20 protein-coding genes and 2 other RNA genes are annotated in these 22,947 nt (G+C 65.8%); 16 read left to right on the top strand and 6 right to left on the bottom strand.

What is annotated here, in order from left to right:
* Window positions 1–10 precede the first annotated feature (10 nt).
* The 5 genes from ABQU90_RS08720 to ABQU90_RS08700 form a co-directional block, all read right to left on the bottom strand.
* Window positions 11–2,158, bottom strand: coding sequence for a phosphocholine-specific phospholipase C (locus ABQU90_RS08720; protein WP_323522387.1), 2,148 nt, complete (start codon window positions 2,156–2,158; stop codon window positions 11–13).
* Between the two features lie 163 nt (window positions 2,159–2,321).
* On the bottom strand, window positions 2,322–4,733 hold the full coding sequence (locus tag ABQU90_RS08715; protein ID WP_323522388.1) for a TonB-dependent receptor: 2,412 nt from the start codon (window positions 4,731–4,733) through the stop codon (window positions 2,322–2,324).
* Window positions 4,734–5,488: 755 nt separating this feature from the next.
* A complete protein-coding gene (locus tag ABQU90_RS08710; protein ID WP_323521417.1) occupies window positions 5,489–6,733 on the bottom strand; it encodes an MFS transporter in 1,245 nt (414 codons plus the stop codon).
* A gap of 192 nt (window positions 6,734–6,925) precedes the next feature.
* Window positions 6,926–7,001: non-coding RNA, sX9 sRNA (locus ABQU90_RS08705), on the bottom strand.
* Between the two features lie 110 nt (window positions 7,002–7,111).
* A complete protein-coding gene (locus ABQU90_RS08700) occupies window positions 7,112–7,447 on the bottom strand; it encodes a hypothetical protein (RefSeq protein ID WP_323521416.1) in 336 nt (111 codons plus the stop codon).
* A gap of 116 nt (window positions 7,448–7,563) precedes the next feature.
* Between ABQU90_RS08700 and ABQU90_RS08695 the strand changes: the two genes are divergently transcribed.
* The 3 genes from ABQU90_RS08695 (at window position 7,564) to ABQU90_RS08685 (ending at window position 8,670) form a co-directional block, all read left to right on the top strand.
* Complete coding sequence (locus ABQU90_RS08695; protein WP_055849062.1) at window positions 7,564–7,881, top strand: FmdB family zinc ribbon protein; 318 nt, start codon at window positions 7,564–7,566, stop codon at window positions 7,879–7,881.
* 32 nt (window positions 7,882–7,913) lie between these two features.
* Window positions 7,914–8,522, top strand: coding sequence for a hypothetical protein (locus ABQU90_RS08690; RefSeq protein ID WP_407078771.1), 609 nt, complete (start codon window positions 7,914–7,916; stop codon window positions 8,520–8,522).
* A 73-nt stretch (window positions 8,523–8,595) separates the two neighbouring features.
* Window positions 8,596–8,670, top strand: a non-coding RNA gene (locus ABQU90_RS08685) — sX9 sRNA.
* Window positions 8,671–8,882: 212 nt separating this feature from the next.
* On the opposite strand, the gene ABQU90_RS08680 is transcribed toward ABQU90_RS08685, so the two are convergent.
* Window positions 8,883–9,659, bottom strand: coding sequence for a DUF3011 domain-containing protein (locus tag ABQU90_RS08680; protein WP_115554379.1), 777 nt, complete (start codon window positions 9,657–9,659; stop codon window positions 8,883–8,885).
* A gap of 156 nt (window positions 9,660–9,815) precedes the next feature.
* Here ABQU90_RS08680 and aspS point away from each other — a divergent pair, with 156 nt between their 5' ends.
* The 13 genes from aspS to tolA all read left to right on the top strand — a co-directional run bounded on the left by aspS (window position 9,816) and on the right by tolA (window position 22,857).
* Window positions 9,816–11,567, top strand: coding sequence for an aspartate--tRNA ligase (gene aspS / locus ABQU90_RS08675; RefSeq protein ID WP_323521415.1), 1,752 nt, complete (start codon window positions 9,816–9,818; stop codon window positions 11,565–11,567).
* Window positions 11,568–11,992: 425 nt separating this feature from the next.
* Window positions 11,993–12,520: a GNAT family N-acetyltransferase gene (locus ABQU90_RS08670; protein WP_323521414.1), complete on the top strand. Its 528-nt coding sequence runs from the start codon at window positions 11,993–11,995 to the stop codon at window positions 12,518–12,520.
* A 322-nt stretch (window positions 12,521–12,842) separates the two neighbouring features.
* Window positions 12,843–13,520, top strand: a complete 678-nt coding sequence (locus ABQU90_RS08665) for an alpha/beta fold hydrolase (RefSeq protein ID WP_323521413.1) — start codon at window positions 12,843–12,845, stop codon at window positions 13,518–13,520.
* A gap of 89 nt (window positions 13,521–13,609) precedes the next feature.
* The gene (locus ABQU90_RS08660) at window positions 13,610–14,338 is read left to right on the top strand and encodes a YebC/PmpR family DNA-binding transcriptional regulator (protein ID WP_055849077.1); all 729 of its coding nucleotides are present in this window, start codon (window positions 13,610–13,612) and stop codon (window positions 14,336–14,338) included.
* Between the two features lie 129 nt (window positions 14,339–14,467).
* Window positions 14,468–14,992 (top strand): crossover junction endodeoxyribonuclease RuvC, encoded by a 525-nt coding sequence (gene ruvC / locus ABQU90_RS08655; RefSeq protein ID WP_115528674.1) that lies wholly within the window; start codon window positions 14,468–14,470, stop codon window positions 14,990–14,992.
* Between the two features lie 157 nt (window positions 14,993–15,149).
* Window positions 15,150–15,734, top strand: coding sequence for a Holliday junction branch migration protein RuvA (gene ruvA, locus ABQU90_RS08650; protein WP_055849084.1), 585 nt, complete (start codon window positions 15,150–15,152; stop codon window positions 15,732–15,734).
* Between the two features lie 54 nt (window positions 15,735–15,788).
* Window positions 15,789–17,696: a potassium transporter Kup gene (locus tag ABQU90_RS08645; protein WP_055849087.1), complete on the top strand. Its 1,908-nt coding sequence runs from the start codon at window positions 15,789–15,791 to the stop codon at window positions 17,694–17,696.
* Between the two features lie 2 nt (window positions 17,697–17,698).
* Window positions 17,699–18,820, top strand: coding sequence for an SMI1/KNR4 family protein (locus tag ABQU90_RS08640; RefSeq protein ID WP_323521412.1), 1,122 nt, complete (start codon window positions 17,699–17,701; stop codon window positions 18,818–18,820).
* 39 nt (window positions 18,821–18,859) lie between these two features.
* Window positions 18,860–19,900 carry a Holliday junction branch migration DNA helicase RuvB gene (ruvB, locus tag ABQU90_RS08635; RefSeq protein WP_323521411.1) on the top strand — a complete coding sequence of 347 codons (1,041 nt, stop codon included), beginning with the start codon at window positions 18,860–18,862 and terminating at the stop codon, window positions 19,898–19,900.
* A gap of 52 nt (window positions 19,901–19,952) precedes the next feature.
* Entirely contained in the window at window positions 19,953–20,411 is a 459-nt protein-coding gene (gene ybgC / locus ABQU90_RS08630; RefSeq protein ID WP_055849094.1) for a tol-pal system-associated acyl-CoA thioesterase, read from the top strand.
* An 11-nt stretch (window positions 20,412–20,422) separates the two neighbouring features.
* Complete coding sequence (gene tolQ / locus ABQU90_RS08625; protein ID WP_323521410.1) at window positions 20,423–21,202, top strand: protein TolQ; 780 nt, start codon at window positions 20,423–20,425, stop codon at window positions 21,200–21,202.
* 178 nt (window positions 21,203–21,380) lie between these two features.
* The gene (gene tolR, locus ABQU90_RS08620) at window positions 21,381–21,830 is read left to right on the top strand and encodes a protein TolR (protein WP_323518468.1); all 450 of its coding nucleotides are present in this window, start codon (window positions 21,381–21,383) and stop codon (window positions 21,828–21,830) included.
* The gene (gene tolA / locus ABQU90_RS08615) at window positions 21,820–22,857 is read left to right on the top strand and encodes a cell envelope integrity protein TolA (RefSeq protein ID WP_323515486.1); all 1,038 of its coding nucleotides are present in this window, start codon (window positions 21,820–21,822) and stop codon (window positions 22,855–22,857) included. The genes tolR and tolA overlap by 11 nt, the downstream gene beginning before the upstream one ends.
* Window positions 22,858–22,947: the final 90 nt, after the last annotated feature.

Below are 22,947 nucleotides of genomic sequence, written 5' to 3'. Positions count from 1 at the left end.
GCCGCACGGCTCAGCCCAGTGGGCCAATCACGATAGGCTTGTCCTGCTGCAGCCGCGCCGGCCCACCCATCGCCGGATCGCTGACGCTGTCTGCGCCGGTTTCGATGCGACCTGCCAGGCGTTGGCTTGCGCCGTCGTATTCGATCCACAGGTCGTACCATCCGCCGCTGGCTGCCGCCTTCCAGCTGCGTTGCCAGGTCTGGCCGCCCGCAAGCTGCAGTTGCTCGCGCGGTTGCGCCTGCGCATACGCGGCCGGTTGCAGTGCGATCTGGATCGGCGTGGTGCCGGTGTTGTGCAACGACAACGACAGCGCCGCCGGGTCGTCCGCTGCCTGGGTGATGTCGGCTACCAGCAATGCAGCGCTCAGGTCGCCGCGATAGTGGCGATGGAATCCATTGGGGCCGATCAGCCACAGATCGTAGCGGCCATCGTAGGTGGTCCAGTCGCCGTCCAGCGTGGCACCGTTGCCCACCGTGTAGCGGCGCGGGATCGCCGCCAGGTCGTAGCGGTCGTAGACATGCAGCACCGCCGCTGCGCCGTTGTTGCGCAGGCGTAGCTGCACCTCGCCGCGCGCTTGCACATGCGCCAGTTGCACGCTCGGGCGATACGGCACAGCGCGCGAACGGCGCACGCCGAACGGTTGCTCGGGCGCTTGCAACGTGGCCGGCAGCGGCGGCAGCGTGTGCTCGCGCAAGGCTGCTGCGCGCGCTGCCGCATCGCCCACATCGGGTAGCGATGCGACGAATGGGCGTGCATCGGCATTGCGGAAATCGAACGCATTGGTCAGGTCGCCACACACCGCGCGCCGCCATGGCGTGATCTCCGACGCCTGTACGCCAAATCGTCGTTCCAGCAGGCGCAGCACCGAGGTGTGGTCGTATACCTGCGAATCCACCCAGCCACCGCGACTCCACGGCGAAATCACATACAGCGGCACGCGCGGACCAAGCCCGTAGGGGCGGCCGTGCAGTGCGGGCAGATCCACTTTTTGCTCACCGGGTGCAGGCTGGCGATGGTAGTCGTCGTCGGTGGCGACGGTGGAGGCGCCGGCAAACCCGCTGGTTGCGCGCGGGTCCGGCGATGGCGGTGCCGGCGGCGGCATGTGATCGAAAAATCCATCGTTCTCATCGAACATCAGCAGCAATGCAGTGCGGCTCCACACCGCCGGATTGGCGGTGAGTGCATCCAGCACGCGTGCGGTGTAGGCCGCGCCTTGCGCCGGGCTGGACGGGTCCGGATGTTCGCTGCCGGCCGCATCGGCAATGACAAAACTCACCGACGGCAGCCGATCGGCCATCACGTCTGCGCGCAACTGCTCCACGCCCCGCGTGCTGATGCCGCGCGCACGCAGCTGTGCATCGTGACCGGGCGCGTTGCTGTAAGCCTGCCGAAACGCCTCGAACCCGGCCAGCGGGTTGTCGGTGAAGTTATCAGCCATGTCCTGGTAGATCTGCCAGCTCACACCCGCGCGCTGCAGCTGTTCCACATAGCTGGTCCATCGATACGGCTCGGCAAACCCGCCCAGCTCCGGAAAGTTGTCGTGCGAGTTACCGATCACCGGCCCGCCATGGCGACCCTGCGGATCGTTGCTGCCGGTCCACAGGAACACGCGGTTGGAATTGGTGCCGGTCTGGATCGAGGCGTGGTACGCATCGCAAATGGTGAACGCATCGGCGAGCGCGTATTGGAAGGGAATATCCGCCCGCCCGTAGTAGCCCAGCGCGTGATTGTGCTTGGCTGCCGCCCATTGCCCGAGCCGGCCGTGATCCCAGGCCTGTTGTGCATCCGGCCAGCTATGCGGCGTGCCCTTGACGCGCATGAAGCCGAATTGCGCTGCGGTATCCAATGCAAACGGCGTGAGCCATTGCATGCCGTCTTCGCTGGGCTGCAACCACACCGTGCGCGAGGGCGCACCCGGCAGCGGTGGGGCCGGGATTGGAAAGCGATCGCCGAACCCGCGCACGCCGGGCAGCGAACCGAAGTAATGATCGAACGCGCGGTTTTCCTGCATCAGGATCACTACGTGCTGCAGGTCGTCCAGTGTGCCGCTGCGGCGGTCCGGCGCGATGGCGGCGGCACGCGCGATGCTGGGCAACAGTGCGGCCGCACCGCTGGTCAGGCCGGCTTGCAGCAAACGGCGGCGGGGCAGGTCGATCATCGTGTCACCTCTGAGTGGCTGAACCCGTCCGATTCCCTTCCCCCGCCTGCGGGGGAAGGTGCCCGAAGGGCGGATGGGGGAGCTGTGCTCTCATCCCAGCCCTCTCCCGCACAGCGGGAGAGGAAGACAGTCCCGGCGTGCACGTCAGCATGGCAGGTGGCCGTTACAGATCCAGCGTCAGCGTCAGCCCCAGCGTGCGCGGCGCGGCGATGAAGGCGCTATCGCTGCCGTCCACGCCTTCTAGATAGCGCTTGTCGGTGAGGTTACTGACATTGAGCGCCAGTTGCAGGCCCTTGAGTTGCGCCGACAGCTGCGACAGCTCCACGCCCAGATTCGCATTGAAGGTGGTCACCCCATCGAGCGCGGCGCGGTTGGACGCATCCAGATAGCGCTTGCCCAGATACCGGCCGGACACACCGAAGCGCCATGCTTCCCCACGCCAGTCGGCCGAGACCACCAAGGTGTTGCGCGGCTGGCCGATCACCTGCGCGCCGGGCGTGATATCCAGGGCGGTATCGCGCGCGGCATCGCCGCTGCCCAGGTAATCGGCCTTGTTGTAGGTGTAGGCGCCATTGAGGCGCCAGCCGTTGTCCCAGCCGTAGCCCAGCGCCGCTTCCACGCCGCGCGCATGCACGCCGCCGAAGTTTTCATACACGCCGTCGGTCTCGCCCAGATAGTCGATGCCGCTGACGAAGTTGGCTGGCACATACACGATGCGATTGTCGAAGCGGATGTCGTAGAGCGTCACGCTGCCGGTCAACGGCCAGCGGCTGATGCGCAGGCCGAGCTCGATATTGTCGGCAGTTTCCGGTTGCACGCGGCTGAGTGCGACCGGGTCGGTTTCGCCCAGCACGCCGGACGGAATCGCGGCAAAATTCTGTGAATACCCGGCGAAGGCTTCCAGCCCCTGCACCGGCGTGGTCCAGGTCAGGCCCGCCGACAGCAGCGGGTCGGAGTGCGCATCCGACTCCACATGCTGCGCATCGCCGATGCGGCGGTCGCGGGTCTGGTCGAGGAAGAACTGCTTCACACCCACGCGCCAGGCGAAGGCGCCGTAACGCATCACATCTTCGACGTAATACATCTGCTCGTCGGTCTGGTAGTTGTCCTTGAATTGCACCCAGTACGGCTGATGGTCAAAGCTGATGTTGGTGCCGACGTTGAGCAGGCGATGCCAGTCGCGGGTGACGCTGCGCTCAACGCGCTCCAGCCAGGCGCCGGCACGCACGGTGTTTTCGATCGGGCCCAGATCGTGGCGCCATTCCACATCGGCCATCGCACCGGCGCGGTGATTGTCGTAATGGCTGTGGCGATACGACTGCACCGGCACCGAACCTGCCGGATAGCAGGCCGGATTGGATTCGGCTGGTACCGCCGCACTGCCGGCGCAACCGGCCAGCAGCGTCGCCGCCGCACCGCCTGGTGTCAGGTAATACAGCTTGCCCAGGTCGCTGCCGGCATACACGGTGTTGCCGCCGCGCGCCTCCGATTCCGGCGCGCCGGTACCATCGTTGGTGACGTCCACCAGATACGGCGGAATCCAGTCGCCGCGGCCTTGCATGCGATGCGCGTAGCCGGTAAGCGTGGCCTTGAACCCATTGCCGCCATCGAAGGCGCCGCGCAAATAACCGAAGGTGTTCTTGCGCAGGGCGCGCGAGCCGGAGCGGTAGTTCTGATCCAGATACGGAATGCCGGTGAGCGTGCCGGTCAACAAATCGTGTTCCGGGTCGCGCGCGAACTGCTCAGGCGTCACGCTGGTGTATTCGGATTCGTCGGCATCGTCGTAGGACGCGTAGCCGCTGAGCGTCCACTTGTTCAACGCGCTGACGAACTTGCCGGCCAGGTGGTCGCGGCTCGTGTGGCCGCTGCCGTCGATCCAGTCGTCGTTGCGCGCCGACGAACCGCTGATCCAGGCACGCGTGTTGCCACCCAGCAGGCCGGTGTCGTAGCGCGCGTAATACTTGCGCGCCTGGTTGTCGCCGATGCCACCGATCACGCGCACACGCTGTTCTTCGAGCGGCTCGCCGGTGAGGTAATTCAGTGTGCCGCCCAGCGCTTCGTTCGAGCGCGATGCGATATCGGCGGTGCCCTGGCTCACTTCCACCGTTTCCAGGTCCGGCATGTCGATAAAGCGGTTGGCCTTGGAGCCGCCGCCATACGCCGAGCCACCGTTGGGCACGCCATCGATAGTGGTGCCGATCTGCTGCGTGTCGCGGTTGCTGACAAAGCCACGCATGCTGATCTGCGTGCCCCAATCGGACGAGCCGAATGCATCGGCTTCGGTGACCACCACACCGGGGAGTTCGTTGAGCGCGTCGTTGACGCTGCCCAGCACGAATTGACGGTCGAGCATCTCCTTGCTCACGGTGGTCTTGGAGTACGTCATTGCCTGCCCGACCACCTGTACCTGATCGAGCGTGGACACCTGCTCGCCGCTGGCAAGCACTTCTGAACTTGGCGCTGCCGGCGTGGCGCCATCCGGTGCCTGCTGCGCGTAAGCGGGCAGGGCGAATGGAACCAGCAGCAGGGCAAGCGTGGCCGGATGTCGCACGCGCGGGCAGGTGGTCAAATCCATTGCAATCCAACGAGCGGGGGAGGTGGCCGCAGACTGCCGTGCTTGCATTGCGTGATGATGACCGCGCTACAGATGGGCTGCGATCACTGGGTGGATGTGCGCAGCTTCTCTGCCTCTAGGCCGAGTGCGATTTAGCGCTATTTGGAGTGCGTAAGCAGTGTGGTCGGTTGGTCGGGGGGGGGGGGGGGCGGTGTCTTTACCGCGCGCGATTCAACACTGTTTGGGAGATGCGCAAGCTGCTTTGTCGGTTGGTCGAGGGCGCGATGTCCTTACCGCTTGCGGGACACGCTGTGAATCCATCCATGGACGCTCCGTGGCGGCATCCATGCCGCCACAGGGTCCCGCAAGCGGTAAGGACACCGCACCAGAAAGTGTGCTGCTCGCTTTATTGAAAGCCGCGCACACCGACCCTCTTCACTGGCCCTTGCCCGCCCACCGTCGCGGGACCTTTGGCGGCATGGATGCCGCCAAAGAGCTTACATGGACGTACTTGCAGCGTGTCCTGCGATGGTGGGCGGGCAAGGGCCCTGCAGCAAAGCGCAGATCCACGCTCTGCACTCGACGCATGCAAAGCGTCCAGCCGCACCACAACGCCTGCTCCAAGTCTTGAAGCGGCTGACAAAACATCGCGAGCAACCGGTAGGGCGTGTAGGCAGCTCACGCAGCCCAGATCTGTGCGAAAGATACATGCCGCTGCGAGCTGTATCCCGCGTATCGCACCAGCGTCGGTAGCTTACGACCCAGACATCGCGTTCTCAGCGCTTCTTGGCGTTTGGCGCTGCTTCGATCTGTTGGGTTTCCGGCATCAATTCCAGTGCCGATGGCGTGGTGCGCAGCATCGGCCGGAACGCGATGGGATGCGTGCGACGACGTGCAAACCGCAGCAAGCGCGACAGCGTGAAACCTGCCAGCGCCAACAACATCACTGCGAAATAGACCGGGAGCGCCGCAGGGCCAAACTTCTGCATCGCCCCGCCCGCCAGCGCCGGGCCGATGGCCGCGCCCACGCCATGCACCAGCAACAGACTGCTGCAGCCTGATAGCAGGTCTTCGCGTGGCAGGTAATCGAGCATGTGCGCCACCGCAAACGGGTACAGCGAAAACGCCAGCCCGCCGTACACGAAAAACAGCATAAACAAGACGGTGGTCTGCGACTGCACCATCGGCACGGCGCCAGCGATGGCGATGGCGGCGGCCAGGACGCTCACCGTGACCAGGCCGATGCGTCGGTCGTGCCCGTCGCTGATGCGCCCGATCGGCCATTGCAGCATGGCACCGCCCACGATTGCGGTGAGCATGAACATCGCCACGCCATCGGCATCCAGTCCGATGCGGTTGGCATACACCGGCAATAAGCCCCAGAACGCACCCATCGCCAAGCCCGACAACCCGGCGCCGACGGTGGCGACCGGCGCCAGCGCATACAGCGTTTTCAGGCGCAGGCGCGACACCTGCGGCACCTCCGGCGGAATCAAGCGCGTGGTGACGACCGGCATCACCGCCGCGCAGATCAGGATGGCGGTCAGCGTAAACATGGCCGGTGCTCGCGCGTCTCCGGCGGTCAGCAGAATCTGGCCCAGCGCCAGCGCCGACAGATTGATCGCCATGTACACCGAGAAAACCCGGCTGCGTCGGCGTGCATCCGGCTCGGCGTTGAGCCAGCTTTCGATCACCGTGTACAAGCCCACCAGGGCAGCGCCGGTGAACAAGCGCAACACACCCCAACCCCAGGGATCGAGCCAGATCGGATGCAACAACACGGCAATGGCCGCCAGCGATGCGTAGAACGCAAATGCGCGGATATGCCCGATGCGTCGAATCAACGGCGGCGCGAAAAACGTGCCGAGAAAAAAGCCGGCGAAGTAGCCGGACATGATCAGGCCCAGCGCACGCGCATCGAACCCGGCCTGACCGCCGCGCACGGCAAGCAACGTACCGAGCAGCCCGCTGCCGGTCAGCAGCAGGGCAACGCCCAGCAACAGGGCAGTCAGCCGCAACATGGATGCGGCCCTCGTGGGGGGAAAGGCGCGTCGATCACGTGATCGAGTGTAGCAGCCGCGCTGCTGCGACTCGATCGATGTGGCTCGCATAACGCGATCATGTGGCGATGGCTGAGCAGCTCGCTGCCGATGGAATGGGGTTGCGCTATCACCATGTGTTGGCGGAGACGCACGCCGGCGTGCATTTAGAGCGGCCAACAAGACGTGGCGAGCAGTCGTCAGGTGGTTGCGAACGGCACGCAGGAACCGGTGTGTACTAGTGGCAGATGAGAATTCCGCGGACAGGCCGCGCCCGCCTGGCGGTGAGCGAAGGAGTTTTGTTGGCTGCTCTGAGTGCCAGGTCCGCGCTGGTGAAAGAGCGCCGCCGGAAGTGCAAGATCAAAATGGCGTGGTCAAGCCGCTTTCTACAGAGAGGAAAGCGTTCCAGGCCGTAACTGACGAGCAGGCCGAAAGCGTCTTCGTTGACGCAGCGAATCCGCTACTCGTCTCGATGCCGCCGCCAACCGCCAACCGCCAACCGCCAACAGCCAGAAGCCAACCGCCAACAGCCAGAAGCCAGAAGCCAACAGCCAGAAGCCAGACGCCAGAAGCCAGAAGCCAGAAGCCAACAGCCAACAGCCAGCAGCCAGCAGCCTCAAGCGTCCAGCCCGCGAGACGCCCCAGCGTGCAAAGAGGCCCGACGCGCCGCACGTGCATCCGCAATGCGTCGGTCACTGCCCAGCACTCTCCCGCCAGCCCGGCCATGCGCCAGCGCGCGATTCGATCATTGCGCCGACATACCCGCATCCGTCTAGAATCGGCGCCCTTGCATCGTCTTCAGCGAATCTGTCATGCCCATCTACGCGTTTCAGTGCACCACCTGCGGCCACTCGTTCGACCGCCTGCAGAAGATGGCCGACCCCGATCCGCAGACCTGCCCGTCCTGCGCGGCGGCCACCATCAAGCGCCAGGTCACCGCGCCGTCATTCCGCTTGTCCGGCAGCGGCTGGTACGAGACCGATTTCAAGTCGGCTGGCGAAAAGAAGAAGAACCTCACCGAGAGCAGCAGCGCAGGCGGCGGCGATGCCAAGCCGGCGGCGGCCAGCGACAGCAAGCCGGCAGCCGCACCGGCCGCGCCTGCCGCAAAGCCGGCATCCGGCGCGGCGTGATGGTCGATATGCGCGGCAGCGTCGTCAGCACGATGTCGCGCTTGGCCCCGTGGCTGCTGGCCATCGCGATCAGCGGCTGCGCCAGCTCCGTCCCGCCGCCCAGCACCGCCGTCGTGCCAGTCGACCGCTTTCTTTCCGCGCTTGCGGCGCACTGCGGGCAGGCGTTTGCCGGTCGTGTCCTGGTCGACACGCCCGCATCGACAACGCCGAGTCCGTTCGCTGGCAAGGCGCTGGTGATGCATGTGCGCGGTTGCGCCCACCCGCGCCGCGAGCTGCGGGTGCCGTTCCATGTGGGCGACGACCACTCGCGCACCTGGGTGCTGACCCGCACGCAGGCCGGTTTACGCCTCAAACACGATCACCGGCATGCCGATGGCAATGCGGATGCATTGACCCAGTACGGCGGCGATAGCCGTGGCGCGGGCAGTGCCACGCGTCAGGAATTCCCGGTGGATGCCGAGTCGATTGCCTTGTTCAAGCGATTGGGCGCCACCGCCTCGCTGCAGAACACCTGGGCGATGGAGGTCCAGCCCGGGCGCAGCGTGGTGTATGAGCTGAGTCGCCCGGGCGGGCGGTTGTTTCGGGTGGAGTTCGATCTCACCCGGCCGGTGCCCTTGCCTCCGGCGCCGTGGGGAAGTTGAGAGCCGGCCAAAAGCGGCTTACAAAACGACGGCGCTGACCGCCATGCGGGCGCGGCAGTTGCCCGGTATCCTTATTGCCACGCGCAGACTTTGGCTCCTGTAAGCCGTCCACGCGCACCTGACAACGGCGCGCTACGTTTGGTCGGCCGATCGCAAGAGTGGATAGCGACGCTTGGTTGCGCGTGACTGAGCCGCCCGGCCGGCAGCAAATAGGTCCTCGGTCCTGTCACCGCCAACCTGTCGCTCAGGTAGCGCGGCCGCCCATCTTGTTGCAAAACCGCAAAGCACCAACGCAAACAGGCCGGCTCATCACGAACCGGCCTGTTGCGACAAACACAAAAGACGCCAAGCCTGGAAACCTCAGCGCGCGTCGAACCGCGCGCGGCAGCCATCGTTGACCCACACCGCCGAGCGGCGCGGATCGAAGCCCCAGGTGCGACCTTCTTCGCAACGGGTGTTCGACAACTGGCGGGTCAGCACCGGGCGACCGGCGCGCACGTCCCAGTCGCAGCTGCGCAGGCGACGGTCGTCGCTGCTGCAGGTCACCGAGTAGTCGCCACGCGGGCGATCGTCACGGCCGCCATAGCCGTCATCGCGATCCCAACCGCCGCCACGGGCCTGCGCAAAGTCGGCGCGGCAGCCGTCATCCACCCAGATCCGGCCGTTTTCCTGGTGCCAGTTGCGGCCCTCCACGCAGGGCGTGCCGGAGAGCTGACGCACGATCGTCGCGCGCCGCCAGCCGGTGTTGCAGATCGCCTGGCGCTGGTCGCGGCTTTCGCAACGCACGGTGCCGGCGGCTGCGTTGCCGGGGCGGTCGTCGCCGCCATTCCAGCCGCCACCGCCCCAGCCACCGCGGGCCTCGACGAAGCGGCCGCGGCAGCCGTTGTCCACCCAGACGCGGCCACGGTCGCTGCCCCAGTTGCGGCCTTCAATGCAGCGGGTGCCGGAGATGTTTTCCACCAGCGCGGCGCGCCCCCGGAACGGGGTGTCGCACTCGCGGCGGCGGTTATCGTTGCTGGAGCAGGTGATGCTGGGGCCATTGAAGCCGCGGTCCTGCGCGGCGGCGGGGCGGCTGACCAGGGCGCCGGCGAGGGCGACAAGACTGAAGCCGGAGATCAGCAGGGCGGTTCGCAGCATCGTGACGTCCTTGGTACGGGAGGGGCGTGGCGCCTATTCAGCCGGGCGCTGACTTAAGCGCCGGTGACCGTCGCCGCATTTGCTCCTGCCGCCCGCCGGCCCCAGAATATCCGGCTTTCCGGCGCTGCCTGCGTCGGGTTTTCAGCGGAGCTTTCGATGCGTACCCACTTCTGCGGCCTGGTCGACGAGACCATGATCGGCCAAACCGTCACTCTCGCCGGCTGGACCGACGTGGCCCGCAACCTGGGCGGCGTGTGCTTCATCGACCTGCGCGACCACGAAGGCATCGTGCAGGTGACGGTGGAACCGGAGAACGCCGAAGTGTTCCCGGTGGCCGCCAGCCTGGGCTACGAAGACGTGTTGCAGGTCGAAGGCGTGGTGCGTGCGCGGCATGCGGTCAACGACAAGCTGCGCAGCGGCAAGGTCGAAGTGATCGCCACCCGCATCACCATCCTCAACAAGGCGGCGCCGCTACCGTTCCATGCGCACGAAAATCCGGGCGAAGAAACCCGCCTGAAGTACCGCTATCTCGATCTGCGCCGTCCGGAAATGCAGCGCATGCAGCGCACCCGCATCAAGCTGGTGCAGGCGCTGCGCCGCCACCTGGATGCGCGCGATTTCCTGGATATCGAAACCCCGATCCTGACCAAGGCCACCCCGGAAGGCGCACGCGACTTCCTGGTGCCGGCGCGCATGCATCCGGGCGAGTTCTACGCCTTGCCGCAGAGCCCGCAGCTGTTCAAGCAGATTTTGATGGTGGCCGGCTTCGACCGTTACTACCAGATCGCGCGCTGCTTCCGCGACGAAGCGCTGCGCGCCGATCGCCAGCTGGAATTCACTCAGCTGGACATGGAGTTTGCCTTCGTGCGCGAGCGCGACGTGCAGGATTTCGTCGAAGACATGATCCGCGCCATCTTCAAGGAAGTGGTGGACGTCGAGTTGGCCGCGCAGTTCCCGCGCATGACCTGGGCCGAGGCGATGCGTCGCTATGGCTCGGACAAGCCGGACCTGCGTATCGCGCTGGAACTGATCGATGTGGCCGAGCTGGTCAAATCCAGCGAATTCCCGGTGTTCACCGCCGCCGCCAACGATGCCGACGGCCGCGTGGCCGCGCTGCGTATTCCCGGTGGCGCAGCGCTGTCGCGCAAGCAGATCGACGACTATGCCGCGCATGCCGCCAAATACGGCGCCAAGGGGCTGGCCTACATCAAGCTGTCGGAAACCGGCGAAGTCAGCTCGCCGATCGCAAAGTTCTTTTCCGAAGAGGCGTTTGCCGCGCTGCTCAAGCACGTGGGTGCAAGCAGCGGCGACATCGTGTTTTTCGGCGCCGGCGGCTACAACAAGGTGTCCGATTTCATGGGTGCGCTGCGCCTGAAAGCCGGCAAGGATTTCAAGCTGGTCGCCGATACCTGGGCGCCGCTGTGGGTCACTGATTTCCCGATGTTCGAGTGGGACGACGAAGCACAGCGGTACGTCGCCCTGCATCACCCCTTCACCGCACCGGCGGTGGACGATATCGCCGACCTGCGCGCCAATGCCCGCACTGCGGTGTCGCGCGGTTACGACATGGTGCTCAACGGCAATGAAATCGGCGGCGGCTCGATCCGTATCCACCGCCCGGACATGCAGAGCGCCGTGTTTGAATTGCTCGGCATCGGCGCGGAAGAAGCGCGCGCCAAGTTCGGCTTCCTGCTGGATGCGTTGAACTACGGCGCCCCGCCGCACGGCGGCATCGCCTTCGGTATCGACCGTATCGCCGCGCTGATGGCCGGCACCGAATCGATCCGCGACGTGATCCCGTTCCCCAAGACCACCGGCGCGCAGGATCTGATGACCGACGCCCCATCGCCGATCGCCGCCGAGCAGCTGGCCGAAGTGCACGTGCAGGTGCGCCCCAAGCAGGTCTGACCTGCGCGAGCAGATGGCCGCGGTATGCGTGGTCATCTGTACAAGTCGCCCGGCGCAGCCAGCGCTGCGCACTTTGGCGGAACCGTCAGCGCCAGGGCCGGAGGCTGTGCATGTATCACAGCCATCCAATCGCCGCCGATCAATCGGCGGCGGTGCGCCTGCAGGCCCGTTTCAAACCGTCCCGAGTTGCGCTAGTACATGGCCGTGCCTCGCACATGGTGGTTATCTTTCCGACGTGCCGCCGATGCAGCAAGCGTCGCGCGCTTTGCCAAAACCATCAGCGCCCACACCGAATCCTGCACACGGGTAATCCACGCACCGCAGATGCTTGTCCGATTCCCGATTCCCGATTCCCGATTCCCCAACTTGCAGAACCGCCGCCGCATGCGAGAAGCTGCCACGTCCACCCGGCACGAGAGGCCCGCATGACCCGCATCCGCCGCGCCACGCCGGACGATGCCGAAGCGCTGTCGCTTCTGGCTGCGCAGACGTTTACCGAAACCTTCGGACATCTGTATCCGGAAGAAGACCTGCGCGGTTTTCTGGAAGAGACCTATGCGGTGGAGCGTGCGCGCATCGTGCTGGCGCATCCGGACTATGCGATCTGGTTGCTGGAGCTGGACAACCTGCTGGTCGGCCACGCCGCCGCCGGCCCATGCGGTTTGCCGCACGACGAGGTGCGCCCCGGCGACAGGGAACTCAAGCGCCTGTATCTATTGAAGGGCTACCAGAGCAGCGGCTGGGGCAGCCGGCTGTTCGAAACCGCCTTGGAATGGCTCGAACGCGACGGCCCACACACCTTGTGGATCGGTGTGTGGTCGGAGAATTTCGGTGCGCAGCGCTTCTACGCCCGCTACGGTTTCGAAAAAATCGGCGAATACGATTTCCCGGTGGGCAAGATCGTCGACCGCGAGTTCATCCTGCGCCGCAAGCCGGTGCTGGCGGCCGACTAAGCGCGACGACCAAACGACTGTACGCGCATCGCACCAGCGCGGCCGGTGCCGCGGAATCGGCATGGATCGCTCGGGCAGGCCGTCTCCCGTGCGCCGTGCACACCCGCCTGGCAGCCGCTCGCTACGGTGTATTCGCCGCTCCAAGCCAGGCCTGCCTTGCCGCTGCGGCAAGGCAAGGCATTCTGTCCTTCTCCGGCGCGGCTGCGCTTGCCGCAAAATCGGCGCAGCGAGCCTGCGACCGCAATCGCGTAGTCGGTGCTGCAGACCCCATGCGCGTCAGACATTCGCCTGACGCTCACCTCCCCTTCCGGTAACCACGTCCTTGTCCAACGCATCGTCGGCCATCCCTGTCATCCGTCGGCGCAGTCCGCGCAAGCACGCGGCCGCCGCCACCGCCGATGTGCTGCTGGTGCACGGCATCTGGAATACCGCGCACTGGCTGTTGCCGCTTGCGCGCCGGATGCGCGCCGATGGGCTGGCACCCGCGCTGTTCGGCTATGCCAGCGTGCTCGGCGGGCCGGCGCAGGCGGTGCCGCGCTTGATCGAACGCCTGCGCACCAGCCGCGCGCAATTGCTGGTCTGTCACAGCCTGGGTGGGCTGATGGCCCTGCAGGCCTTGTGCGATGCCCCCGACCTGCCGGTGCGCCGCGTGGTCTGCCTGGGCTCGCCCCTGTGCGGCAGCGCCGCTGCGCGCGGGCTGGCGCGGCGCGGGGGCGTCTGGGCGATGGGGCGCAGCGCCGCCCTGCTGCAGCAAGGGTTTGCGCGCTGGGACGGGCCGGTCGAGATCGGCCAGATCGCCGGGTGCGTGCCGCGCGGGGTCGGCCGCTGGCTGGCGCCGCTGGCCGAGGGCTCGGACGGCACCGTGGCGCTGGCCGAAACCCGTCTGCCGGGGCTGCGCGACCACTGCGTGGTGCACGCCAGCCACAGCGGGCTGTTGCGCTCGCCCGAGGCCGCCCGGCTGGCGTTGGCCTTCCTGCGCAGCGGCCGCTTTTCGTCTTGAACATCCGCTGGCGGATGTCGCACCCCCGGTGAGTGCAAGCAATCAGGTAAAATCCGCGCCCTGTCATCCAAGCCAGTCTGGAATCACCCATGGGTAGAGGCCCCTCGATCGAAGGCCGCAAGAACGCCTCCGACGCCAAACGCGGCAAGATGTTCACCAAGATCATCCGCGAGATCAGCGTCGCTGCGCGCGCCGGCGGCGGCGATGTGTCCAATAATCCGCGCCTGCGCACCGCCATGGACAAGGGCCTGTCGGCGAACATGTCCAAGGACGTGATCGAACGCGCCATCAAGAAGTCCACCGGCGAGCTGGAAGGCGTGGAATACGAAGAAGTGCGCTACGAGGGCTACGCGCCCGGCGGCGTGGCGGTGATCGTGGACTGCCTGACCGACAACCGCGTGCGCACCGTGGCCGACGTGCGCCATGCCTTCAGCAAATGCGGCGGCAACATGGGCACCGATGGCTCGGTGGCTTTCATGTTCAAGCGCCTGGGCGTGCTCAGTTTTGCCGCCGGCATCGATGAAGACACCCTCACCGACGCGGCCATCGAAGCCGGCGCCGACGACGTGGTGGTGTACCCGGAAGACGGCGCCATCGACGTGCTGACCGCCCCGGATGCCTTCGCCCAGGTCAAGGACGCTCTGGCCGCGGCCGGCCTGGAACCGGCCCACGCCGAAGTCACCTTCCGCGCCGAAAACGACATCGCCGTCGATGGTGACACCGCGCTGCAGGTCCGCAAGCTGCTCGACCTGCTCGAAGACCTGGACGACGTGCAGGACGTGTATTCGAACGTCGATCAATCAAGTTTCGGCGCGTAGGCGCCGGGAATTGAGAATGGAGAATCGGGAATCGAAACGACTGCATCCTGCGGTGCTCGGCGACGTCGAGCACGCCAGTAGGCCGCTTTACCCATTCCCGATTCCCGACTCCCGATTCCCGGCCCCTCGATGACCCGCATCCTGGGCATCGATCCCGGCTCCCAGCGCACCGGGGTCGGCATCATCGACATCGACGAGGGCGGTCGCAGCCGGCATGTGCATCACGCGCCGCTGGTGCTGCTGGGCGAGGGCGACTTTGCGCAGCGGCTCAAGCGCCTGCTGCACGGGTTGGGCGAGTTGATCGAGACCTACCGGCCGGATGAAGTGGCGATCGAAAAGGTCTTCATGGGCAAAAGTGCCGATTCGGCGCTCAAGCTCGGCCATGCACGTGGCGCGGCGATCTGCGCGGTCGTCATGCGCGATCTGCCGGTGCACGAGTACGCTGCCACTGAAATCAAGCTCGCGCTAGTTGGCAAGGGCGGCGCGGACAAGGTGCAGGTGCAGCACATGGTCGGCATCATGCTCAACCTGAAAGGCAAGCTGCAGGCCGACGCCGCCGATGCACTGGCGGTTGCCATCACCCACGCCCACGTCCGCGCCACCGCGCAGCGTCTGGGCGTCACTACCCAACAGGCCTGGAGCCGGAAGAAATGAGAGCAGGGATTTGGGAGTCGGGATTGGGGATTCGCAAAGGCGGGTCCGCGCGTGCTGTGCCGATGCGGCGGTGCGCGGCCGTGGTTAACGGCAGCGAGGGATCCAGCCAATCCCAAATCCCCAATGCCCAATCCCGGCACCGCAGCGGCGGTGCCGCGTGATCGGCCGTCTGCGCGGGATTTTGGCCTACAAGCAGCCGCCGTGGCTGGTGATCGACGTGGGCGGGGTGGGGTACGAGCTGGAGGCGCCGATGAGCACCTTCTACGATCTGCCCGATGTCGGTCGCGACGTCATCCTGTTCACCCATTACGCGCAAAAGGAAGATAGCGTCGCGCTGTATGGCTTCCTGCGCGAGGGCGAGCGGCGGCTGTTTCGCGACGTGCAAAAAGTCACCGGGATCGGCGCCAAGATCGCGCTGGCGGTGCTCTCCGGGGTTAGCGTGGACGAGTTCGCGCGCCTGGTTACCGGCGGCGACATCACCGCGCTGACGCGCATTCCGGGCATTGGCAAGAAGACCGCCGAGCGCATGGTGGTTGAGCTGCGCGACCGCGCCGCCGACTTCAGCAGCGGCGCGCCGATCACCGGCCAGCTGGGTCCGGATGCGGTGTCCGAAGCCACGGTCGCCTTGCAGCAACTGGGTTACAAGCCGGCCGAGGCTGCACGCATGGCACGCGAGGCCGGGGCAGAAGGCGACGAAGTCGCCACGGTCATTCGCAAGGCACTCCAGGCCGCGCTGCGTTAAGCGAGCTCGGCCTTTCTCATTCTTCACGCCCTTCAGCGATAACCTGCCCACTCAATGTCACAGACCTCCACTCCCGCAGCTGGCCACGGCCACGCGCCTGCCAACAGCCATATGGCCTTGGTCGTCGGCGCCATCGGCGTCGTCTTCGGCGATATCGGCACCAGTCCGCTGTACACCCTCAAGGAGGCGTTTTCGCCGCACTACGGGTTGACCAGCGATCACGACACCGTGCTGGGCGTGCTGTCACTGGCGTTCTGGGCGCTGATGATCACCGTCACGCTCAAGTACGTCACCATCATCATGCGTGCCGACAACGAGGGCGAGGGCGGCATCATGGCGCTGATGGCGCTGACCCAGCGCACCCTCAAACAGGGCTCGCGATCGGCGTACGTGGTTGGCATCCTCGGGATCTTCGGCGCCTCGCTGTTCTTCGGCGACGGCGTGATCACGCCGGCCATCTCGGTGATGGGCGCGGTGGAAGGCCTGGAAATCGCCGCGCCCAGCCTGCATCCCTTCATCGTGCCGATCACCGTGGTGGTGCTGCTGATCGTGTTCATGGTGCAGCGCTTCGGCACCGAAACGGTCGGCAAGGTGTTCGGCCCGATCACCTGCCTGTGGTTTCTGTCGCTGGGCGCGATCGGCATCTGGAACATCGTCGATGCGCCGGAAGTGATGAAAGCCTTCAATCCGTGGTGGGCGATCCGCTTCTTCATGGAGCACGGCTGGCACGGGGTGTTCATCCTCGGCGCGGTGGTGCTGGCGGTGACCGGCGGTGAAGCGCTGTATGCAGACATGGGCCACTTCGGCGCACGCCCGATCCGGCATGGCTGGTACTTCTTCGTGCTGCCGATGCTGCTGCTCAATTACCTGGGCCAGGGCGCACTGGTGCTCAATCACCCTGCCGCACTGAAAAACCCGTTCTTCGAAGCGGTGCCCAGCTGGGCGCTGTACCCGATGATCATCCTGGCCACGCTGGCGGCGGTGATCGCCTCGCAGGCGGTGATCACCGGTGCGTATTCGGTGGCCCGCCAGGCCATGCAGCTGGGCTACATCCCGCGCATGCAGATCAAGCACACCTCGCGCACCACCATCGGCCAGATCTACGTGCCAGGCATCAACTGGCTGTTGATGGTGATGGTGATCGCGCTGGTGCTGATCTTCCGCAGCTCCACCAATCTGGCCGTGGCGTACGGCATCTCGGTCTCGATGACGATGCTGATCGACACCTTGCTGCTGGCCCTGGTGGCGCGTTCGTTGTGGCCGCGCTGGCGCAACTGGGTGCTGCCGCTGTGCGTGGTGTTCTTCATCATCGAGCTGGCGTTTGTCATCGCCAACGGCGCCAAGCTGCTGCAGGGTGCGTGGTTCCCGCTGGCGCTGGGCATCGTGGTGTTTACCCTGATGCGCACCTGGCGGCGTGGCCGCGCGCTGCTGCGTGAAGAGATCCGCAAGGACGGCATCCGCATCGACAGCTTCCTGCCTGGCCTGATGCTGGCCCCGCCGGCGCGCGTGCCGGGCATGGCGGTGTTCTTGACCGCCGACCCGATGGTCGTGCCGCATGCGCTGATGCACAACCTCAAGCACAACAAGGTGCTGCACGAACGCAACATCTTCCTCAACGTCGATACCTTGCCGATCCCGTATGCGCCGGTGGACAAGCGCCTGCAGATCGAATCGATCGGCGACGAGTTCTACCGCGTCTACGTGCGCTTCGGCTTCATGGAAACGCCCGACGTGCCGCTGGCGCTGATGCGCTCCTGCGACCAGGGCGGCATCCATTTCGACCCGATGGACACCACCTTCTTCGCCAGCCGCGAAACCATCGTGGCCAGCGCCAACCGCGGCATGCCGATCTGGCGCGACAAGCTGTTCGCGCTGATGCATCGCAACGCCGCCCCGGCCACCGGCTTCTTCCGCATTCCCGGTAACCGCCTGGTCGAGTTGGGCGCGCAAGTGGAGATCTGAGCGTGGCTGGTCTGCAGTGGATGGTCTACGGCCGTTCGCCGAGCCTGGACACCTTCTGGGACGAAGCGCTGAATCTCGGGCGCACACCGGCCAGCGAGGCCGCCATCGCCTCCGCGCAAGCGCGGCTCAAGGTGCATCTGCCGACATGGCTACGCACGTTGTATGCGCGCTATGACGGCGGCGCGGTGCAGATGGCGCGTGGTCAGTCGCTCGATGAGCCTGACAACTGGCTCAAGGCCGAATGGCTGATCCCGCGTGCACGCCTGCTTGGCAGCGCGGAGCTGTTTTCCTTCGCGCAGGTGCGTGCCCGCGAGGACTACCGCGATGACGCATTTGCCGGTCTGGCCGCCGGTGGCGACGACCGCCGCCTGATCGTCATCGCCGCCGACCACCGCTCACCCAGCCGGGCCTTGTGTCTGGATGATTCCGTGCCCGGCGCCGAGCCCGCCATCGTCTATGTCGACGTCGGTGCAAACCGCCGGCTGATCGTGTTCGATAACGTGGACGCTTTGCTGTCGCAGCTGGTCGATGTCGTGTACTGGTCACCTGCATTGCAAGCCAAGCACGATGAGAACGAGCTGGTGCACTGGCAGCCTCAGCCACCGGCATTGCGCACCTTCTGGAAAGGCCCCGGGCATTGGAACGACACCGCAGCGGCCGCAGATGCCGGTGCGCTGGCCGCTGCCGAAGCGCGGCTGGGCGTGCGCTTGCCGGCGTTGTTCAAGCGGCTTTACAGCGTCCAGGACGGCGGCGACACGGGCTGGTGCTGGGTGCCGCGCACGCGCTTTGCTTCCGCGCATCACGTGGATTGGGAATGCGTGCTGGTGGATCGGTATCTATCGCCACTTGCGCAGATCGGCAGCGTGCTGGACCTGGCCGCGGCCTTCGAAGACCCGGACGACTTCAGTGCGGCGGCGTGCCTGCATGCCGGCCTGGACCAGGTGCTGGTGCTGTCGTGCCACAACGTCGATTGCCTGCTGTGCCTGGACTATCGCGCGCGCGGCCCGCAGTGCGAGCCGGAAGTCGTCTATTTCGAGAAATGGGAGGGGCTGGTCCCGACCTGGCGCGCGCCCAGCTTCGATGCGTTCTTCAGCGTGCTGCGGCAGGCCGATCTTGATTTCTAGAAGCTGCGCCGCCCGCGCGCGGCATGCGAAGATGGCGGGATGACCGAACAGCGCATCATCGCCAGCAGCGCCACCCGCGAAGACGATGCCGCCGATGCGAGCATCCGCCCCAAACGCCTGGCCGATTACCTCGGCCAGCAGCCGGTGCGCGAGCAGATGGAGATCTACATCCAGGCTGCTAAGGCGCGTGGCGAGGCGATGGATCACGTGCTGATCTTCGGCCCGCCCGGCCTGGGCAAGACCACGCTCAGTCACGTCATCGCCAATGAGTTGGGCGTCAACCTGCGCTCCACCTCCGGGCCGGTGATCGAAAAGGCCGGCGATCTGGCCGCGTTGCTGACCAACCTGCAGCCGCACGATGTGTTGTTCATCGACGAAATCCATCGGCTGTCGCCCGTGGTGGAAGAAGTGCTGTACCCGGCGATGGAAGATTTCCAGATCGACATCATGATCGGCGACGGCCCGGCCGCACGCTCGATCAAGATCGATCTGCCGCCGTTCACGCTGATTGGCGCCACCACCCGCGCCGGCCTGCTCACCGCGCCGTTGCGCGACCGCTTCGGCATCGTGCAGCGGCTGGAGTTCTATTCGCCGGCAGAGCTCACCCGCATCGTGATCCGCTCGGCCGCGATTCTGGGCATCGACTGCACGCCCGACGGCGCCGCCGAGATCGCGCGTCGCGCACGTGGCACCCCGCGTATCGCCAACCGTCTGCTGCGCCGCGTGCGCGATTTCGCCCAGGTCAAGGCCGCCGGCCATATCGATCTGCCGGTGGCGCAGGCCGCCATGCAGATGCTCAAGGTCGACCCGGAAGGCTTCGACGAGCTCGATCGCCGCATGTTGCGCACCATCGTCGAACATTTCGACGGCGGCCCGGTGGGCGTGGAATCCTTGGCCGCCTCGTTGTCGGAAGAGCGCGGCACGCTGGAAGACGTGATCGAGCCCTACCTGATCCAGCAGGGTTTTCTGATCCGCACCGCGCGCGGCCGCATGGTCACCACCAAGGCCTATCTGCACCTGGGCCTGAAGCCGCCGCGCGACCGCGCACCAGCCATCTGCGAGCCGGGAGACCTGTTCTGATGACGCTCCGCTTGTCGCTTGCTCAGGCCGTCTCGACCAATAATCCGTCCCCATGACCACCGATTCCCGATTCCCGTCTCCCGATTCCCCGCCTGTATTCAGTTGGCCGACACGCGTCTACTGGGAAGATACCGACGCCGGCGGGGTGGTCTACCACGCGCGCTACGTTGCTTTCATGGAACGCGCGCGCACCGAGTGGATGCGCGCGGTCGGTTACGGGCAGGATCTGATGCGCCAGGACCACGGTCTGGTGTTTGCGGTCCGCTCGATGCAACTGGATTTCCTCAAGCCGGCCCGGCTCGACGACGCGCTGTCTGTGTCGGCGGTATTGCTGAAATGCAAACGGGCCAGCCTGCTGTTTGCGCAGTCGGTCCGTCGCGAAGGCGAGGTGCTGTTGACTGCCGAGGTGCGCATCGCCGCACTCGGCACCAGCGACTTCCGCCCGCGCGGCATGGACGATGCGCTGTATGACGTGTTGAAAGCTTTAGAAACCCCAGAATCAGATTACTGAGGAACCAACGGATGTCGATTGCATTGCTCCTGGCCCTGCAGGACACGGTAGTGGAAGCACTACCGCAGGAAGTCACCGCGGCCGCGGCGCAAACCGCCACGGCGGCGCATAACAGCAGCATCAACTATGTTGATCTGATCCTGCGCGCCAGCATCCCGGTGAAGATCATCGTGCTGTTGCTGTTGATCGGCTCGTTCATCAGTTGGGTGATCATTTTCCGCAAGGCGCGTGCGTTCAAGCAGGCCAACCGCGAGGCGGATGAGTTCGAAAACCGCTTCTGGTCCGGCGCCGATCTTGCCAAGCTCTACTCTTCGGCAACCGACCGCAACCGCACCGTCGGCGGTCTGGAATCGATGTTCGAAAGCGGGTTTCGCGAATTTTCGCGGCTGCGCGATCGCCGCCGCCTGGATGCGCGCGTGCAGCTCGAAGGCGCACAGCGCGCCATGCGGACCGCCTTCACCCGTGAGGTCGATCAGCTGGAGCGCAATCTCGAATTGCTGGCCAACATCGGCTCCACTGCGCCGTACGTCGGCCTGGTCGGTACCGTGTTCGGCATCATGGTGACCATGCACGACATGGTCAGCAGCGGCGAGCAGGCCGGTATCGCGGCCGTGGCACCGGGTATTTCCGAAGCCTTGTTCGCCACCGCCATCGGCCTGTTCGTGGCGATCCCGGCGGTGTGGGCCTACAACCGCTTCACCACCCGCGTGGAACGGCTGTCGGTGCGCTACGAAACCTTCGCCGACGAGTTCAGCTCCATCCTGCAGCGCCAGGCTGGCGCGGACGAGTAATGCGCCTCTCTCGCAAGCTCTCTGGCCTGCGCGCGCGCGTTGCAGGAACCTGCACAGCGCGGCAGCTGGATACGTCCACCGCCAATGCGCACGCACTGGTCTGCAGCACCTGGACAGGCGAGCCACTGGCGACAGATCGCACACGTCTGTGCGAGGGATTAATTAGGAACGTTTCGCGATGATTTCCGGTATTTCCCGCCGTAAGAAGCGCAAGCTCAAATCCGACATCAACGTTGTGCCATACATCGACGTGATGCTGGTGCTGCTGATCATCTTCATGGTGACCGCGCCGCTGTTGACCCTGAGCACCGACGTCAGCCTGCCGAGCTCGCGCGCCAAGGCGCTGGAAAGCAAGCAGGACCCGATCGTGGTGGTGGTTGCCGCCGATGGCCAACTGGCATTGCAGCTGCCCAAGGGCAAGCCGCAGGCCATGGACGTCACTGCGCTGCAAGCGCAGCTGGCCGCCATCGTGGCGCAGGACAAGGATGCACGCGTGGTGGTGGCTGGCGATCGCGCCGCGCCATATCAAAAGATCATGGACGCCATCGACGTGCTCAAGCAGGCCAAGGTCGAGAAAGTCGGCCTGATCTCCGACTCCGGCGGCACTGCAGGCAGCGATGCACGCTGACGCACTCCCCACCCAGGGCGCGCGCGAGGATGGCTGGCTGCGACCGGTCATGCTGGCCTTGGTCGTGCATATTCTGGTCGCGCTGGTGTTCATCGCCGGCTGGCTGTGGTCGCCCGAACGCTCGGTCGAACCGGCTGCGGGCGACCCCAGCATGGAAGCCTCGCTGGATGTCTCCGCCGCCGAGGCACGCGTCGCGCGTCAGGCGCTGAAGGCCACGCCGGTGGAAGCACCCCCGCCGCCGGCACCGTTGCCCGAGCCCGCGCCGGAAGAAAGTGTGCCGCCGCCGCAGCCGATCCCGGAGCTGCGCCCGCAGGATGCGCCTACGCAGCAGCAGGCACAGGCGCAGGAACGCGTTGCCCAGCCGGACAAGGTCGACCAGGACAAGGTCGATGCGTTGGCCATTTCCGAAGAGAAGGCCAAGCAGGAACAGGAAGCCAAGCGCCGCCAGGAGCAGATCGACCTGACCGAACGTAAGCGTCAGGAAGAGGCCGAGCAGAAACTGCGCCTGGCCAAGCAGCAGGAAGAGGCCGACGCCAAGAAGAAGCAGGCGGCTGCCGAGCAGGCGGCCGACGCCGAGCGCCAGAAGAAGATCGCCGACATCCGCCGCCAGCGCGAGCAGGCCACCAAGGAAGCTACGCTGGCCGAGCAGAAGCTGCGTCAGGTTGCGGCTGCGCGCGCGCAGCAGGCTTCTGCCGCAGCAGCGACCAGTGCGCAGCCAACTGCAGGGCAGGGCGGCACCAGTACCGACCTGTCGGCCAAGTACGCTGCTGCGATCCAGCAGAAGGTGCTTGCCCAGTGGGTGCGCCCGCCATCGGTGCCGCCGGGGCAGAAGTGCACCATCAACATCCGTCAGTTGCCTGGTGGCAGCGTGATGGAAGCCAAGGTCGCGCCGGGTTGCCCGTACGACGAGGCCGGCCAGCGCTCGATCGAGGCTGCCGTGTTGAGCGCACAGCCGCTGCCGTATCGCGGGTTCGAATCGGTGTTCCAGCGCAATCTGACCTTCGTATTCACCGCGCAGGATCAGTAATCGTTGGGTGGATCGCGGTGCGGCAGCTTGCGAGCGCTGCACCGGGGGACGAGGCGTTTGATGACAACCGGGTCAATGCGTTGTCGTCTC

Source organism: Xanthomonas sp. WHRI 10207 (genome assembly GCF_040202975.1).
Lineage (GTDB): Bacteria > Pseudomonadota > Gammaproteobacteria > Xanthomonadales > Xanthomonadaceae > Xanthomonas.
This window is presented reverse-complemented; position numbering and strand designations above follow the sequence as displayed.

Excerpts from the sequence above, each read along its gene's own strand:
- ABQU90_RS08660 (WP_055849077.1), top strand. The coding sequence starts at position 13,610 with ATGGGTAGAGGCCCCTCGATCGAAGGCCGCAAGAACGCCTCCGACGCC.
- ABQU90_RS08710 (WP_323521417.1), bottom strand. The coding sequence starts at position 6,733 with ATGTTGCGGCTGACTGCCCTGTTGCTGGGCGTTGCCCTGCTGCTGACC.
- tolA (WP_323515486.1), top strand. The coding sequence starts at position 21,820 with ATGCACGCTGACGCACTCCCCACCCAGGGCGCGCGCGAGGATGGCTGG.
- aspS (WP_323521415.1), top strand. The coding sequence starts at position 9,816 with ATGCGTACCCACTTCTGCGGCCTGGTCGACGAGACCATGATCGGCCAA.
- ruvB (WP_323521411.1), top strand. The coding sequence starts at position 18,860 with ATGACCGAACAGCGCATCATCGCCAGCAGCGCCACCCGCGAAGACGAT.
- ABQU90_RS08695 (WP_055849062.1), top strand. The coding sequence starts at position 7,564 with ATGCCCATCTACGCGTTTCAGTGCACCACCTGCGGCCACTCGTTCGAC.
- ruvC (WP_115528674.1), top strand. The coding sequence starts at position 14,468 with ATGACCCGCATCCTGGGCATCGATCCCGGCTCCCAGCGCACCGGGGTC.
- ABQU90_RS08690 (WP_407078771.1), top strand. The coding sequence starts at position 7,914 with ATGTCGCGCTTGGCCCCGTGGCTGCTGGCCATCGCGATCAGCGGCTGC.
- tolR (WP_323518468.1), top strand. The coding sequence starts at position 21,381 with ATGATTTCCGGTATTTCCCGCCGTAAGAAGCGCAAGCTCAAATCCGAC.
- ybgC (WP_055849094.1), top strand. The coding sequence starts at position 19,953 with ATGACCACCGATTCCCGATTCCCGTCTCCCGATTCCCCGCCTGTATTC.
- ABQU90_RS08680 (WP_115554379.1), bottom strand. The coding sequence starts at position 9,659 with ATGCTGCGAACCGCCCTGCTGATCTCCGGCTTCAGTCTTGTCGCCCTC.
- ABQU90_RS08720 (WP_323522387.1), bottom strand. The coding sequence starts at position 2,158 with ATGATCGACCTGCCCCGCCGCCGTTTGCTGCAAGCCGGCCTGACCAGC.
- ABQU90_RS08715 (WP_323522388.1), bottom strand. The coding sequence starts at position 4,733 with ATGGATTTGACCACCTGCCCGCGCGTGCGACATCCGGCCACGCTTGCC.
- tolQ (WP_323521410.1), top strand. The coding sequence starts at position 20,423 with ATGTCGATTGCATTGCTCCTGGCCCTGCAGGACACGGTAGTGGAAGCA.
- ABQU90_RS08670 (WP_323521414.1), top strand. The coding sequence starts at position 11,993 with ATGACCCGCATCCGCCGCGCCACGCCGGACGATGCCGAAGCGCTGTCG.
- ABQU90_RS08645 (WP_055849087.1), top strand. The coding sequence starts at position 15,789 with ATGTCACAGACCTCCACTCCCGCAGCTGGCCACGGCCACGCGCCTGCC.